Below are 13,107 nucleotides of genomic sequence, written 5' to 3'. Positions count from 1 at the left end.
GAAAAAGTGTGTGCAAAGTTTCAATTTTTTACAATTATTTTGCTGCTTCGAAACGTTTAGTAACTTCATCCCAATTTACTACATTCCAGAAAGCCGCCAAGTAATCAGGACGGCGGTTTTGGTATTTCAAGTAGTAAGCATGTTCCCACACGTCCACTCCAAGAATTGGTGTTTTGCCTTCCATTATAGGAGAATCCTGGTTCGGAGTTGATACAACTTCCAATTCGCCGTTCGAAACGATCAACCAAGCCCAGCCTGAACCGAAACGTGTTTTGCCAGCGTTTTCGAATTTTTCTTTGAACTCGTCAAAGCTGCCGAACTTGCTGTTGATTGCATCTGCAACTGCGCCAGTTGGTGTTCCGCCGCCGTTAGGTGACAATAACTGCCAGAAAAGAGAGTGGTTCGCATGTCCTCCGCCGTTGTTGCGGACTGCTGTGCGGATTGACTCAGGAACTGCATCCAGATCAGCGATCAATTCCTCTACTGATTTAGAAGTTAAGTCATCGTGCCCTTCCAATGCAGCGTTTACGTTTGTGATATAAGTATTATGGTGTTTTGTGTGGTGAATGTTCATCGTCTCTTTGTCGATATGTGGTTCAAGTGCGTCATACGCGTAAGGTAATTCCGGTAATTCGTAAGCCATGATTAAATTCCTCCTTGAGTCTAATTGTCTACCTTTACAGGTTATCAAAGTTTCCAAGCCGTTACAATCAAAATGCATGAGCTGTCCCTTTAATCAGACTTTTGGCTGACCTCAGATTACGAAGAAGAACAGCCCGACCATAACAATCTGGATGATGCCTTTCGTGAATACGGAGGTGATAAACCCTACTACCGAACCAATCCCCGATTTGACAGCCTGCTTAGGCGTCGAACGGTTCACCAACAGTTCCGCAATGATTGCGCCAAGGAATGGACCGATCAGAATGCCGGCGATCGGGATGACGAACGGACCAATAATCAGTCCGAGCGTACTGCCCCACAATCCCGCTTTCGATCCGCCGAACTTTTTGACGCCGAACGCATTGGCGAGCATATCAGCACCAAACAGCAAAATGACGAATAACGACTCGATCAGCCAGAACCACCAAGGCAGATCGCTGAAATCGAAAAACAGCCCGTAAATGAGAAAGCCTCCGAATATGAATAAAACAGCGGGGATGATCGGATAAAGCAATCCGATAAACCCGATAGCGAAAAACAGCAGCACAAGCACCCACCCGATTATTTCCATGTTATTCCTCCTAAATAGAAAACTCCCTTTCATCGTGCCCCACATTTTTAAAAATGTAAAGCGATGAAAGGGAGTCCTTGTTTACGCGCGGTTGCCAAGAATGGCTTCTGCGATATTCACTGAATGGTCGCCGATGCGCTCCAGGTTGCTGACAATATCAACAAAGACGATTCCGGCTTGCGCTGAACATAGTCCTTCAGTCAAACGCAAAATGTGCTTTTTGCGGAATTTGCGTTCCATCTTGTCGATTAAGTCTTCCTGTTGTGCTACTTCACGTGCCAATTCATGGTTCGACGTATCTAATGCGTCAAGTGATTTCTGAACCGTAGCGATCGTCAACGTGAACATTTCCGTCAGATCTTCCAATGCGTCTTCTGAAAGGATGACACGGTTGTTTTCCTGGTAATCGATCAACTCGATGATGTTCTCGAAATGATCACCGATCCGTTCGATGTCGCGAACTGTATCCATCAGCACGGTGTGTCGGTTTGAGTCACCGGCAGATAAAGGTTCAGCAGATATCAACACGAGATAATCGGTAATTTTGCTGTCAAGGTTATTGATTGCGTCTTCCAATTGATAACCTGTTTCAGCATTTTTCTTACTCTTTGTTTTCAAGTAAGCATAGGATTCTTCCAAACCTTGGACTGCGTATTGGCCCATGCGGAGAATTTCCTCTTTTGCCTGGCCAAGCGCGATTGAAGGAGAAGCTTCAATAAAGTTCGGATCCAAATGCTTCGGTTTGAACTCGATCAGCACTTCTTCACCTGGAATTACTTTTGTAACCAAGTATGCCCATGCCCCAATTAACGGGAACTGGATAATCGTGTTCGCAACGTTGAATGACCCGTGGGCGAATGCGATCTGCATTTTCGGCTCAAGTGCCAGCATTCCCGAAAGCCATTCGATATAAGCCGTGAACGGTATAAGCAAGATAACGAAAATGATCGTCCCTACAATGTTGAACAATACGTGGACAGCTGCCGCACGTTTTGCTGCGATTGATGTGCCGAGCGCAGCCAGCACTGCTGTAATTGTCGTACCGATATTGTCACCGAAAAGAATTGGCAATGCAGCATCCAAGTCGACAATACCTTCCGCGTACAATGCCTGCAAAATTGCAATTGTTCCACTCGAACTTTGTACGATGAATGTGAATACTGTACCCGCTACGATTCCGAGCATCGGGTTTTCACTGAAGCTGACTGTCAAATCGATAAACGCCGGCAACTCACGCAGCGGTTTCATCGCTCCACTCATCGTTTCCATCCCGAAAAACAGGCCGCCGAACCCGAAAATGACTTGTCCAACATTTTGAATCTGGTTTTTCTTGAAGAAGAAAATGAGGAAAGCACCGACTGCCATGATTGGCAGTGCGTAAGCACCGACATCAAGGCCGATGATGAACGCTGTAACGGTTGTACCGATATTCGCTCCCATAATAACGCCGATTGCTTGGCGCAATGTCATAAAGCCCGCACTTACCAGCCCGACGACAATTACAGTCGTCCCTGAACTTGACTGGATGAGGATTGTCACGATAATCCCCACCAAGACGCCCATGAACGGGTTGGTCGTGAAGCGGTCTAAAATAGAGCGCAATTTATCGCCTGCAGCTTTCTGCAAGGCATCCCCCATGTATTTAATTGAAAAAAGGAATATCCCTAACCCGCCGAAGAAGGTAAAGAGAATTTCTTGCCAGTTCGTCTCCACGATTTCCGTTCAACTCCTATATAATAAGCTTTTTCACACCTTGTCTATTATGAAGAGTTTACTACCGAATTGTAAACACCTTTATTTAAAATTTACATTCCCGTAACAAAGCGGATAATTATTCCCCTTTCGTCGTGGTACCATAAAGGTATATATAGAAAGGACGATAAACGTGAATTTATTCCAACTATTCAAGGCCAGTTTAATGGAACCTAAAAAGCAGGCAGCCGTCCGTATTATGACGATCGGCCGCATCCTTCGCTTTGTTTTTGTTGTCATCGCAGCGATGACCGTCATTTCGTTCATCGGTTTGGCGTCAGGCTTGGGTGACACTGCAAGCAATGTCGAGGGTTTGCTTGAGTTTGTTGAAGAAATCGAATGGCTGCTTTACCCGTTCGCTTTCATCTTTTTATTTGTTTCAACGACCATTTATCACTTTGTAAAAATCAGCCTTTTCGCCTTTGTAGGCTTGGCGTTTCTTTCTATAAGAAAGCGCCGCGGCGAATACCGCCATCTTTGGCGTACTGCCGCAATGGCTGTCACGATTCCGACATTTATTTCATTCGGCTTAAGCTTTTTGGATGCCGGCTTCTGGGTTTCCGGGCTGACAAGCTTGTTGACGATCGGCTATCTCTACTTAGCGGTGGGCTATTATCCGAAGCTCCCTCCTGTTAAAAACACAGGCGTGTAACCGTCTTTCTTGTCTTTTATAGGAGTAGACTGCTAAAATGGCAATAGGTAATGGAACAAACTAGGGACACTTTGAGTTGCAGAAATGCGGGCTGGCGCAGAATGGCCGGTCTCCCAAAAAAGGAGAGAATTTTAGATGAGTGAAATTATTCACCGTACAAAAACCCGCCCCGTTAAAGTCGGAGACCTGACTATCGGTGGCAGCAATGAATTATTCATTCAAAGTATGGCAACGACCAAAACACACGACGTCGAAGCGACAGTCGCTGAAATCCTGCGTTTGGAAGAAGCCGGATGCCAGATCGTCCGAGTCGCTTGCCCGGATGAACGTGCAGCTTATTCAATCGGCGAAATCAAAGCACGCATCAACATCCCGCTTGTTGTTGACATTCATTTTGACTATAAATTGGCGTTGATTGCCATCGAACAAGGCGCCGATAAAATCCGCATCAATCCGGGCAACATCGGCCGACGTGAAAAAGTGGAAGCGGTCGTCAATGCGTGTAAAGCAAAAGGCATCCCTATCCGCATCGGCGTCAATGCCGGTTCATTAGAGCGCAAAATCCTTGAAAAATATGGCTACCCAACCGCTGACGGCATGGTCGAAAGCGCGCTGCATCATATTAAGATCCTTGAAGACCTGGACTTCCATGACATCATCGTGTCAATGAAAGCTTCAGATGTCAGTCTGGCGATCGAAGCCTACGAAAAAGCTTCGAAAGCGTTCGACTATCCCCTTCACTTGGGAATCACTGAATCCGGCACATTGTACTCGGGAACAATCAAAAGTTCTGCCGGCCTTGGCGCACTTCTTGCAAAAGGCATCGGTAACACGCTCCGCATTTCATTGAGCGCCGATCCTGTTGAAGAAGTGAAAGTGGCACGCGAATTGCTGAAAGTATTCGCATTGTCATCTAACGCCGCTACATTGATTTCGTGTCCGACTTGCGGACGCATCGAAATCGACTTGATCACTATCGCCAACGAAGTGGAAGAATACATTTCGCACATCAAAGCGCCAATCAAAGTAGCCGTTCTTGGCTGCGCGGTAAACGGACCGGGTGAAGCACGTGAAGCGGATATCGGCATTGCCGGCGCTCGCGGCGAAGGTTTGTTGTTCATGAAAGGCAAAACGGTGCGCAAGGTGCCTGAAGCAACAATGGTCGAAGAACTGAAAGTGGAAATTGATAAAATTGCACAGGAATATTTCGATAATCAGGCGGCTGAAAAAGAAGCTGCTGGCAAATTGGAAGTATAAGGTTGTGAAGTTATGAGATACCGTTTCGGCATTGATATCGACGGCACTGTAACGTGCCCGACATCGCTGATCCCCCACATCAATGAAGCATTCAATAGCGAGTTGACGCTCGATGATTTAAAACAATACGACTTGACCGCCGCTCTTCCCCATCTGCCGAGAGGCGAGTTCTACGATTGGTTCCGCGGAGCCGAATCGACGATTTACGCAGCCTCTCCCGTGTCGGAAAACGCGAAGTCGATTTTGGACAGCTGGAAAGACCGCTACGAGTTGTATTACATCTCGGCACGCGGTGAAAATGTCAAAGACATTACAGTTGACTGGTTCGCGCAGCACGCGATCCATTACGACCACATCGAATTGATCGGTTCGCACAATAAAATCGCAACGGCGAAAAAGCATGCCGTCGACTTGTTCTTCGAAGACAAGCACGACAATGCTGTCGAGATCTCCGAAGAGCTCGACATTCCGGTAATATTATTCGATACCCCGTACAATCGGGAGCCGATTCCCAAAAACGTCATCCGCGTCTCTAACTGGCTGGAAGCCCAGCAATGGGTGGAAAAAGAATTTGCCATCCAAGAAAGTTTGCAGACGAAATAAAGTTAAAATGCCATCAGCTTGAGAGAGCTGATGGCATTTTTGCGTCTTGATGATTGAAGTGATGAGTTTACGTACGCTCAGCGAAACTTATGCGCGTTCAGGAATTTTTACGCGCGTTCAGCACAAATTTCTCTCACATCTTAAGCACATAAAAGCCGGCTCATCCGTTGAGCCGGCTCCTTTTATGTTTTATTGAAATAACTATTTGCAAGCTGGGCATTTGCCGTAGATTTCGAATTTGTGGTTGGCAATTTCGTAAGCTGGCAATGCCGCTCCAACCATTTCCATCGGACAGACGGGAATCTCTTTGATCTTGCCGCAGTCCATGCAAATGAAATGGTGATGGTGATGATCGCTTTCGCATTGCATGCGAAAATGGCGTTCGCCTGACAATTCCGTTTCCTCGAGAATCCCAAGCGACACGAATGTCGCCAAGTTGCGGTAGACCGTGTCGAAGCTCATGCTCGGGTAATCTTTTTGCATGACATCCAACAGGTCGCGCGCCGTCAAATAGCGGTCGTCCTGGGAAAAGAGTTCCAATATCTGCGTGCGTTTTGAAGTTTCCTTATAGCCGTTCTGTTTTAAGATGTCCCATGCTTTTTCGATGTTCATGCGACTGCCCCCTTTTTCACTGACACTGAAAGCTTTTTGAAACCGATGACAAACAGCAGCAAAATGATGGATGTGACGACGATTGTCCCGCCGGGTGCCAGGTCGAAGTAAAAGGCTGTGACAAGGCCGGCGATGACCGAAATTTCACCGAAGACGATCGACAGGATAATCGTCTCTTTGAAGCTCTTAGACAAACGCATCGCCGTTGCGACCGGAATTGTCATCAATGACGATACCAGCAAGATGCCTACGATGCGCATCGAGCCCGCAATTACAAGCGCTGTGACGATCATGAAGAGGAAATGGATCCACTTCGCCGGCAGGCCTGAAGCTTTCGCGTATTCATCGTCAAACGACAAGACGAATAATTCTTTGAAGAAAATGCCGATAAACAAAAAGACGATAACGGCGATGGCCGCGACAATGCCAAGATCTTCACGGCTGACAGCTGACACGGAACCGAATAGATAGCCGAACAAGTCGCTTGAAAAGCCTTCAGCGAGTGAGATGAAGATCGCGCCGAAGCCGATGCCTGCCGACAGGATGATCGGAATCGCCAATTCTTCGTAATGCTTATAAAGGCTCCGCAAGCGCTCGATCAGCACCGAACCGAATACAGAAGCGGCGATGCCCAGGAATAAAGGATTTAGCAGTGCAAAAGCTGCGACGCTTTGGCTCAAGTACAAACTGCCAGCGATGCCGGCAAGCGTCACATGGCTCAAAGCGTCGGCAATAAGCGACAGCCGGCGCACGACGATAAAGACGCCGAGCAGCGGCGCAATCACGCCGATGATCAAACCGGCTGCAAAGGCGTTTTGCAGGAATTCATAGGAAAATATAGCGTCGATCATGGTCAATGAGCACCTCCGGCGTGATGGATTTTCCGCACGGAATGGCCGTACCACGCTTTACGCTTTTCATCGCTCATCGTGTCCAGCTCTTCTTTATAGCCATGGAAATGGATAGTCTGGTTCAAGCATGCGACATGGGTGATTTTATCGGTCACCGTATCAACGTCATGCGTTACCAGCACCAGCGTGATGTTTTTATCGCGGTTCAGCGACGCCAACATATTATAAAACGATTGGACGTTCTGGTGGTCAATGCCCACCGTTGGTTCATCGAGGATCAGCACTTTCGGCTTAGCGACGAGCGCGCGTGCAATAAAAATTCGCTGCTGCTGGCCGCCTGAAAGTTCGCTGACGCTGCGGTGAATGAATGCATCCATGCCGACCGCTTCCAGCGCTTCTTTCACTTGCGCTTTGTAATTTTTCGGCAGGCGGTGGAACAAGCCGGACTTTTTGGCGAGCCCGCCTGCTACGACTTCTTCCACTGTCGCTGGGAAGCCCGAGTTGAACGAATTGGATTTTTGCGACACGTAGCCGATCCACTCACGATGTTTGAAATTTTTCGAGTCCGTCCCGAACAATTCGATTTTCCCTTTTGTCGGCTTGATCAAGCCGAGCATGATTTTCAGCAGCGTCGACTTGCCGGAACCGTTGGGACCAAGAATCGCCAGGAAATCCCCTTCTTCCACTTTCAATGAAATATTCTCAAGTGCTTTTGTTTGCTCGTATTCAAAACTGATGTCTTGAATGTTAATTAATGGCGCGTTCATAACACTGCCTCTTTTCCAATTCATAATGATTACGATTTACATCATTAGAAAAGTATAAAACAAGCACACACTCTTGTAAACCAATAAAACTCATAAAAAAAAGCCCTCTCTTTACAGAGGGGCTTTCAGTTCTTCGATGACGCCCGGCGTAAAAACACCGTTCTTGAACATCTCGATTTCAAAAGCGTATGGCGCTTTTTTGTTTTTCGCGTCAATGCCGACGTATGGCGTTTCTAGGATCTTCGGCACGTGCATCAATTGTTTGTGATGGACAATGCCGTGCAGCGCCTGGAAGCCGATTTCGCCGAAGCCGATGTTTTCATGGCGGTCTTTACCAGCTCCGCGGACGTTTTTGCTGTCGTTGATGTGCAGAACCTGCAAACGATCGATGCCGACGATGCGATCAAATTCCGCAAGCACACTATCAAAGTCTTCATTGATAGCGTATCCTGCATCATGCGTGTGGCATGTGTCAAAGCAAACCGACAAGCGTTCGTTATGGGTAACTCCGTTGATGATCGCAGCCAATTCGTCGAAACTCCGGCCGATTTCCGTGCCTTTTCCAGCCATTGTTTCCAGTGCGATGTTCACCGGAAAATCCTGTGACAAGACTTCGTTCAAGCCTTCGATGATTTTTGCAGTACCCGCTTCAACGCCAGCGCCGACATGGGCACCGGGATGAAGCACGATTTGCTTGGCGCCAAGTGCAGCCGTGCGTTCAATCTCTTTTTGGAGAAATTCCACGCCGAGCGCAAAAGTTTCCGGCTTCAAGGTATTGGCGATATTGATGATGTATGGCGCATGGACGACGATATTCGACAAATTATGCTGCGCCATATGCGCCTGCCCCGCTTCAATATTCAACTCTTCAATCGGCTTGCGGCGCGTGTTCTGAGGCGCGCCCGTATACACCATAAAAGTGGTCGCTCCGTATGAAAGGGCTTCTTCGCTTGCGCCAAGCAGCATTTTTTTCCCACTCATTGATACGTGTGATCCCAATAACATGAAAAAACTCCTTACTTTTTACGATTTTTGCGGCGTTCCACTTTTTTGATTTCGTCCATTTTCCATTTCATCTTTTTCTTATAGCCTGGTTTGACGGCTTTTGGTTTATGGACCATCGATTTTGCTTTTACGTCAGCTGCATCTACCGTTCTGACACGGTTTTTACGGCTGTGGCGGTCTTTCAAATCAACAAACTCGCCATTGACGATGTCTTTTTGCTGGAACGGGATTCCCATCTTCTCGACACGGACGATTGCATCTTCTTCTTCCGGATTGAAAATCGTGATGGCCAAGCCTTTCATGCCAGCGCGTGCAGTACGTCCGACACGGTGGATGAAGAACTCCAGGTCTTCCGGCAATTCATAATTGATGACATGGCTGACGCCTTGAATATCGATGCCGCGCGCAGCCAAATCCGTCGCTACGATGTATTGATACTCCAAATCGCGCACTTGTTTCATCATTTTTACCCGTTCGCGCGGCGCTAAATCGCCATGCACACGACCGACGCGGATTCCCGCTTTGCCAAGTTCTTCAGCGACATAATCTGCATTGGTTTTCGTATTGACGAAAATGATCGCCAAATAAGGGTTGATGATTCCCATAATCTCCTTCAAACGTTCAACTTTGCGCTTGCTGCGGGCAGGAATCAAATAGAAATCCAATCCTTCTGCAGTAGGGCGCTTGTCGCCGATTTTAACATGGACGGGTGATTCCATGTATTTTTTCAGGAACGGCTTTAATTTTTCAGGAATAGTCGCCGAGAAGACATACATCTCCAGGTGTTCCTGCATTTTGCCGGCCACTTGGTCGATTTCCTCGATAAAGCCAAGATCGAATGCCAGATCCGCTTCGTCAACTACCAAGATTTTTCCTGTGTGGACCAATAGCGCGTTTTCTTTCACTAAGTCTCTCAAACGCCCTGGCGTACCAATGACGATATGCGGCTGAGTCTTTAGTTTATTGATTGAACGCTGCTTGTCTGTGCCGCCGATAAAGCTCTTCACTTCGATGTCGGACCCTTCGACAAGCTTCATCATCTCAGCGTAGATCTGCGTTCCGAGTTCGCGTGTCGGCGCACAAATAACCGCCTGCACTTCTTGGCGGCTCGTGTCGATCCGTTCAGCAATCGGAATGATGAAACTATGTGTTTTGCCTGTCCCTGTATGGGATTGTCCAATAGCGCTAGTGCCTTTCAATATATGGGGCATTATTTCTTTTTGGATTGGCGTCGGCTCTTTAAAGCCTAGTTTTTCTACCGCTTCTAGTATAAACGGCTTCAGGTTGTAATCATTAAATTTTGTCATGGGATTGAATCCCCTCCTTATGCTCTTGACATTATAGCACAAAATCACTTTTTCCGTAATGCAACTTTTGTAAAGCAGTGCCGTCTCCGTTATAATGAAGTTATGATTTTGAAAGGAGTGCGGTTATGAAAGTAATGAAAATATCGCCAAGGGGCTATTGCTACGGAGTAGTGGATGCAATGGTCATTGCGAAAAACGCTGCAATGGATGAAACTTTGCCACGCCCCATCTATATACTCGGAATGATTGTTCACAATAAACACGTCACCGATGCTTTCGAACAAGACGGCATCATCACGCTTGACGGCAAAAACCGTCTCGAAATTTTGGAGAAAGTGGAAACAGGCACGGTCATTTTCACCGCACACGGCGTTTCGCCACAAGTGCGTGAACTGGCTAAACGCAAAGGCCTCGTATCGATTGACGCCACTTGCCCGGACGTAACTGTGACACATGACTTGATCCGCGAAAAAACAGCCCAAGGCTTTCATATCATCTATATCGGCAAAAGCGGACATCCTGAACCGGAAGGCGCAATCGGCGTCGCACCGGATCTTGTCCATTTAGTGGAAACTGTAGAAGATGTCAATGCGCTTGAGTTGAATTCCGAAAAGATCATTGTTACGAACCAGACGACAATGAGCCAATGGGATGTTGTTGAATTGATGGAACGCCTGAAAGAGAAATTCCCGCATTCGGAAGTCCACAAAGAGATTTGCCTAGCGACACAAGTACGGCAAGAAGCTGTCGCGACACAAGCAGTCGATGCGGACTTGCTGATTGTCATCGGCGATCCGATGAGCAATAACTCGAACCGCTTGGCGCAAGTTTCGCAAGATATCGCCGGTACCCCTGCTTACCGCATTTCCGATTTGTCCGAGCTGAATTTGGACTGGCTGCAAGGCATTGAAACCGTAGCGATCACAGCTGGTGCTTCGACGCCGACGCCGATCGTCAAAGAAGTGATGGTGTTTTTGGATAAATACGATCCCGAAGATCCATCGACGCACGATTTGGCGCGCTCTGTGCCGTTGAACAAAATTTTGCCGAAGATCAAACACCCGAAACCTTCCGACCGCATCGAACCATACCCGGTCGGCGAATAAAACCAAATTACAGCAAAAAGACACGCCCCCACTCGGAGCGTGTCTTTTTCATATTACATGGATTTATTTGAACCGGAACGGTTCGGTATTCGTTTCCGACGGCAGGAATGTGCATTTCAAGCCGCTATGTTCTGCCATATAATCAACTACCCCTTGGATCATCACTTTTTCTACGTGATGGCCTGGGTCGACAACGGCAAGCCCCATCGCCTCCGCATCTTGTGCGACGTGGAAATAAAGGTCTCCTGTTACATAGACATCCGCTCCCGCGCGTTTCGCGGCGGTAATGTATTTATTGCCGTCGCCTCCAAGCACTGCGACTTTCTTGATCGGCTTTGAGAAATCCCCGACCACGCGCACTGCCGGCACATCGAGCCGTTCTTTGACAAATTCCGCGAAATCTTCCAATGCCATGCCGGATTCGAGCGTACCGACTCGTCCAAGCCCCATCGGCAGCTCCCTGTTTTCAAGGGGGAAAACATCGTACGCCACTTCTTCATAAGGGTGTGCGTCAATCATCGCCTTGATGGCACGGTCCCTTTCATGTTTTCGGATGACCACTTCGATTTTCGATTCAGCCGTCCTTTCCATCTTGCCAGCTTCGCCGATAAACGGATCTGCGCCTTGCTTCGGCCGGAAACGCCCCGTGCCCGATAAAGTGTAGCTGCAGAATTCATATTCGCCGATTGCGCCTGCGCCTGCTTTACCTAAAGCTTCGCGCACTTGGTCTTCGTGGCTTTCCGGAACGAAGACGGCAATTTTCACCAATTCCGCTTCGTAGGTCTGCACCATTACCGTCGTATCCTGAAGGCCGAGTGCGTCTGCCAGCAAATCGTTGACGCCGCCCCTTGCAACATCAAGATTGGTGTGCGCAGCATAGACAGCAATATCATGCTTAATGAGCTTTTCCATCAACCGCCCTTGCGGGAAATCCGTCTGCAGGTTTTTCAGCGGACGGTAAATCGGCGGGTGATGTGCAATGATCAACGCCGCACTTTTTTCGATGGCTTCATCAACGACCGCTTCGTTGACGTCAAGCGTCACCAAAACCCGTTCAATTTTTTTGTTCAATGTTCCGACATGCAAGCCGACCGGATCGTCTTCCATCGCCAAATATTTCGGCGACCATTTTTCAAACTCTTCGATGATTTGCTGTCCGTTAGGAAATTTCACCATTCAGCACCTCTTCAGCTAGTTTTATTTTCCGTGTCAACTCCTGCTTTTTTTCCCCAATGTCGGCGGCTTCGGCGTTCGCTTCCATCGACATCACAATCTTTTTCCATTGCGCCATTTCGCGCTGCCATTTCACATGAAAAACGTCCGGACGCTGTGCCATAAGCATTGGGCCGAACAGCAGCTCTTTTTCCGCGAACTCTACAGCATCTTCTGCAGGTTCGAGCACGACAATCTCATATATCTTGCTGTTTTCTTCCAAAATTTCTTCATCGATAATGCGCCAGCCATTTGCTGCGGCCCACTCGCGAATCGCTTTTGCATGGACATTAGGCTGCAAGATCAAACGCTGGACCCCGTTAAGGAGCGCTTTATCCTGTTCGAGGATAGACGCAATCAATGGACCGCCCATGCCCGCGATCGTAATCGCTGTGACGCCGTCTTCCCTTAAGATAGCCGCCAGGCCGCTGGCAAGCCGGACGGTGATCCGGTCTTCCAAGCGTTCCTGCCGGACTTGTTTTTTCGCTGACTCAAAAGGCCCTTTCACCACTTCTCCGGCAATGGCCCTTTCCGCGAGCCCTTCCGCCACTAAATAACATGGCAAATACGCGTGGTCGCTGCCGATATCTGCGACAATAGCCCCTTTCGGTACGTGGCTTGCAACTCGGCTAAGCCGGTATGATAATTGTTGAGCGTTCATGTAATGCCTCCTAACTTAGATAAGCGGAAACGGCCTTTTAGGCTCGACAGGCATAAGATGGACTGGCGAAGTGGCACTTTTTGCCACA

General features: G+C 48.1%; 14 protein-coding genes. 4 read left to right on the top strand and 10 right to left on the bottom strand.

Annotated features, from left to right (window positions below; genetic code table 11):
* Positions 1–34 precede the first annotated feature (34 nt).
* The 3 genes from AC4EHB_RS01665 to AC4EHB_RS01655 form a co-directional block, all read right to left on the bottom strand.
* Complete coding sequence (locus AC4EHB_RS01665; protein ID WP_490980511.1) at positions 35–643, bottom strand: superoxide dismutase; 609 nt, start codon at positions 641–643, stop codon at positions 35–37.
* 111 nt (positions 644–754) lie between these two features.
* Positions 755–1,234: a DUF456 domain-containing protein gene (locus AC4EHB_RS01660; protein WP_490973854.1), complete on the bottom strand. Its 480-nt coding sequence runs from the start codon at positions 1,232–1,234 to the stop codon at positions 755–757.
* An 81-nt stretch (positions 1,235–1,315) separates the two neighbouring features.
* A complete protein-coding gene (locus AC4EHB_RS01655; protein WP_490980510.1) occupies positions 1,316–2,947 on the bottom strand; it encodes a Na/Pi cotransporter family protein in 1,632 nt (543 codons plus the stop codon).
* Between the two features lie 172 nt (positions 2,948–3,119).
* Between AC4EHB_RS01655 and AC4EHB_RS01650 the strand changes: the two genes are divergently transcribed.
* From AC4EHB_RS01650 to AC4EHB_RS01640, 3 genes are all read left to right on the top strand, one after another.
* Positions 3,120–3,638 (top strand): DUF1189 family protein, encoded by a 519-nt coding sequence (locus AC4EHB_RS01650; protein WP_490980509.1) that lies wholly within the window; start codon positions 3,120–3,122, stop codon positions 3,636–3,638.
* 135 nt (positions 3,639–3,773) lie between these two features.
* The gene (gene ispG / locus AC4EHB_RS01645) at positions 3,774–4,895 is read left to right on the top strand and encodes a flavodoxin-dependent (E)-4-hydroxy-3-methylbut-2-enyl-diphosphate synthase (protein WP_490973851.1); all 1,122 of its coding nucleotides are present in this window, start codon (positions 3,774–3,776) and stop codon (positions 4,893–4,895) included.
* A gap of 12 nt (positions 4,896–4,907) precedes the next feature.
* Positions 4,908–5,498, top strand: a complete 591-nt coding sequence (locus AC4EHB_RS01640; RefSeq protein ID WP_490973850.1) for a hypothetical protein — start codon at positions 4,908–4,910, stop codon at positions 5,496–5,498.
* A 201-nt stretch (positions 5,499–5,699) separates the two neighbouring features.
* On the opposite strand, the gene AC4EHB_RS01635 is transcribed toward AC4EHB_RS01640, so the two are convergent.
* The 5 genes from AC4EHB_RS01635 to AC4EHB_RS01615 form a co-directional block, all read right to left on the bottom strand.
* Positions 5,700–6,110 (bottom strand): Fur family transcriptional regulator, encoded by a 411-nt coding sequence (locus AC4EHB_RS01635; RefSeq protein ID WP_490973849.1) that lies wholly within the window; start codon positions 6,108–6,110, stop codon positions 5,700–5,702.
* Positions 6,107–6,961, bottom strand: coding sequence for a metal ABC transporter permease (locus AC4EHB_RS01630; protein WP_490975596.1), 855 nt, complete (start codon positions 6,959–6,961; stop codon positions 6,107–6,109). Before AC4EHB_RS01630 ends, AC4EHB_RS01635 begins: the two co-directional genes overlap by 4 nt.
* A 2-nt stretch (positions 6,962–6,963) precedes the next feature.
* Positions 6,964–7,728: a metal ABC transporter ATP-binding protein gene (locus AC4EHB_RS01625; RefSeq protein ID WP_490973848.1), complete on the bottom strand. Its 765-nt coding sequence runs from the start codon at positions 7,726–7,728 to the stop codon at positions 6,964–6,966.
* Positions 7,729–7,839: 111 nt separating this feature from the next.
* On the bottom strand, positions 7,840–8,733 hold the full coding sequence (locus AC4EHB_RS01620; RefSeq protein ID WP_490973847.1) for a deoxyribonuclease IV: 894 nt from the start codon (positions 8,731–8,733) through the stop codon (positions 7,840–7,842).
* 11 nt (positions 8,734–8,744) lie between these two features.
* A complete protein-coding gene (locus AC4EHB_RS01615; RefSeq protein ID WP_490973846.1) occupies positions 8,745–10,040 on the bottom strand; it encodes a DEAD/DEAH box helicase in 1,296 nt (431 codons plus the stop codon).
* Positions 10,041–10,165: 125 nt separating this feature from the next.
* Here AC4EHB_RS01615 and AC4EHB_RS01610 point away from each other — a divergent pair, with 125 nt between their 5' ends.
* Positions 10,166–11,146, top strand: coding sequence for a 4-hydroxy-3-methylbut-2-enyl diphosphate reductase (locus AC4EHB_RS01610; protein ID WP_490973845.1), 981 nt, complete (start codon positions 10,166–10,168; stop codon positions 11,144–11,146).
* Between the two features lie 63 nt (positions 11,147–11,209).
* On the opposite strand, the gene AC4EHB_RS01605 is transcribed toward AC4EHB_RS01610, so the two are convergent.
* Together AC4EHB_RS01605 and AC4EHB_RS01600 are read right to left on the bottom strand one after the other, a co-directional pair.
* Positions 11,210–12,319 carry a Nif3-like dinuclear metal center hexameric protein gene (locus AC4EHB_RS01605; protein WP_490981478.1) on the bottom strand — a complete coding sequence of 370 codons (1,110 nt, stop codon included), beginning with the start codon at positions 12,317–12,319 and terminating at the stop codon, positions 11,210–11,212.
* The gene (locus AC4EHB_RS01600) at positions 12,306–13,019 is read right to left on the bottom strand and encodes a tRNA (adenine(22)-N(1))-methyltransferase (protein ID WP_490980508.1); all 714 of its coding nucleotides are present in this window, start codon (positions 13,017–13,019) and stop codon (positions 12,306–12,308) included. The genes AC4EHB_RS01605 and AC4EHB_RS01600 overlap by 14 nt, the downstream gene beginning before the upstream one ends.
* Between the last annotated feature and the right edge of the window lie 88 nt (positions 13,020–13,107).

Source organism: Planococcus sp. TJ-302 (assembly GCF_058268455.1).
This window is presented reverse-complemented; position numbering and strand designations above follow the sequence as displayed.

Excerpts from the sequence above, each read along its gene's own strand:
- AC4EHB_RS01665 (WP_490980511.1), bottom strand. The coding sequence starts at position 643 with ATGGCTTACGAATTACCGGAATTACCTTACGCGTATGACGCACTTGAA.
- AC4EHB_RS01660 (WP_490973854.1), bottom strand. The coding sequence starts at position 1,234 with ATGGAAATAATCGGGTGGGTGCTTGTGCTGCTGTTTTTCGCTATCGGG.
- ispG (WP_490973851.1), top strand. The coding sequence starts at position 3,774 with ATGAGTGAAATTATTCACCGTACAAAAACCCGCCCCGTTAAAGTCGGA.
- AC4EHB_RS01640 (WP_490973850.1), top strand. The coding sequence starts at position 4,908 with ATGAGATACCGTTTCGGCATTGATATCGACGGCACTGTAACGTGCCCG.
- AC4EHB_RS01635 (WP_490973849.1), bottom strand. The coding sequence starts at position 6,110 with ATGAACATCGAAAAAGCATGGGACATCTTAAAACAGAACGGCTATAAG.
- AC4EHB_RS01630 (WP_490975596.1), bottom strand. The coding sequence starts at position 6,961 with ATGATCGACGCTATATTTTCCTATGAATTCCTGCAAAACGCCTTTGCA.
- AC4EHB_RS01625 (WP_490973848.1), bottom strand. The coding sequence starts at position 7,728 with ATGAACGCGCCATTAATTAACATTCAAGACATCAGTTTTGAATACGAG.
- AC4EHB_RS01620 (WP_490973847.1), bottom strand. The coding sequence starts at position 8,733 with ATGTTATTGGGATCACACGTATCAATGAGTGGGAAAAAAATGCTGCTT.
- AC4EHB_RS01615 (WP_490973846.1), bottom strand. The coding sequence starts at position 10,040 with ATGACAAAATTTAATGATTACAACCTGAAGCCGTTTATACTAGAAGCG.
- AC4EHB_RS01610 (WP_490973845.1), top strand. The coding sequence starts at position 10,166 with ATGAAAGTAATGAAAATATCGCCAAGGGGCTATTGCTACGGAGTAGTG.
- AC4EHB_RS01600 (WP_490980508.1), bottom strand. The coding sequence starts at position 13,019 with ATGAACGCTCAACAATTATCATACCGGCTTAGCCGAGTTGCAAGCCAC.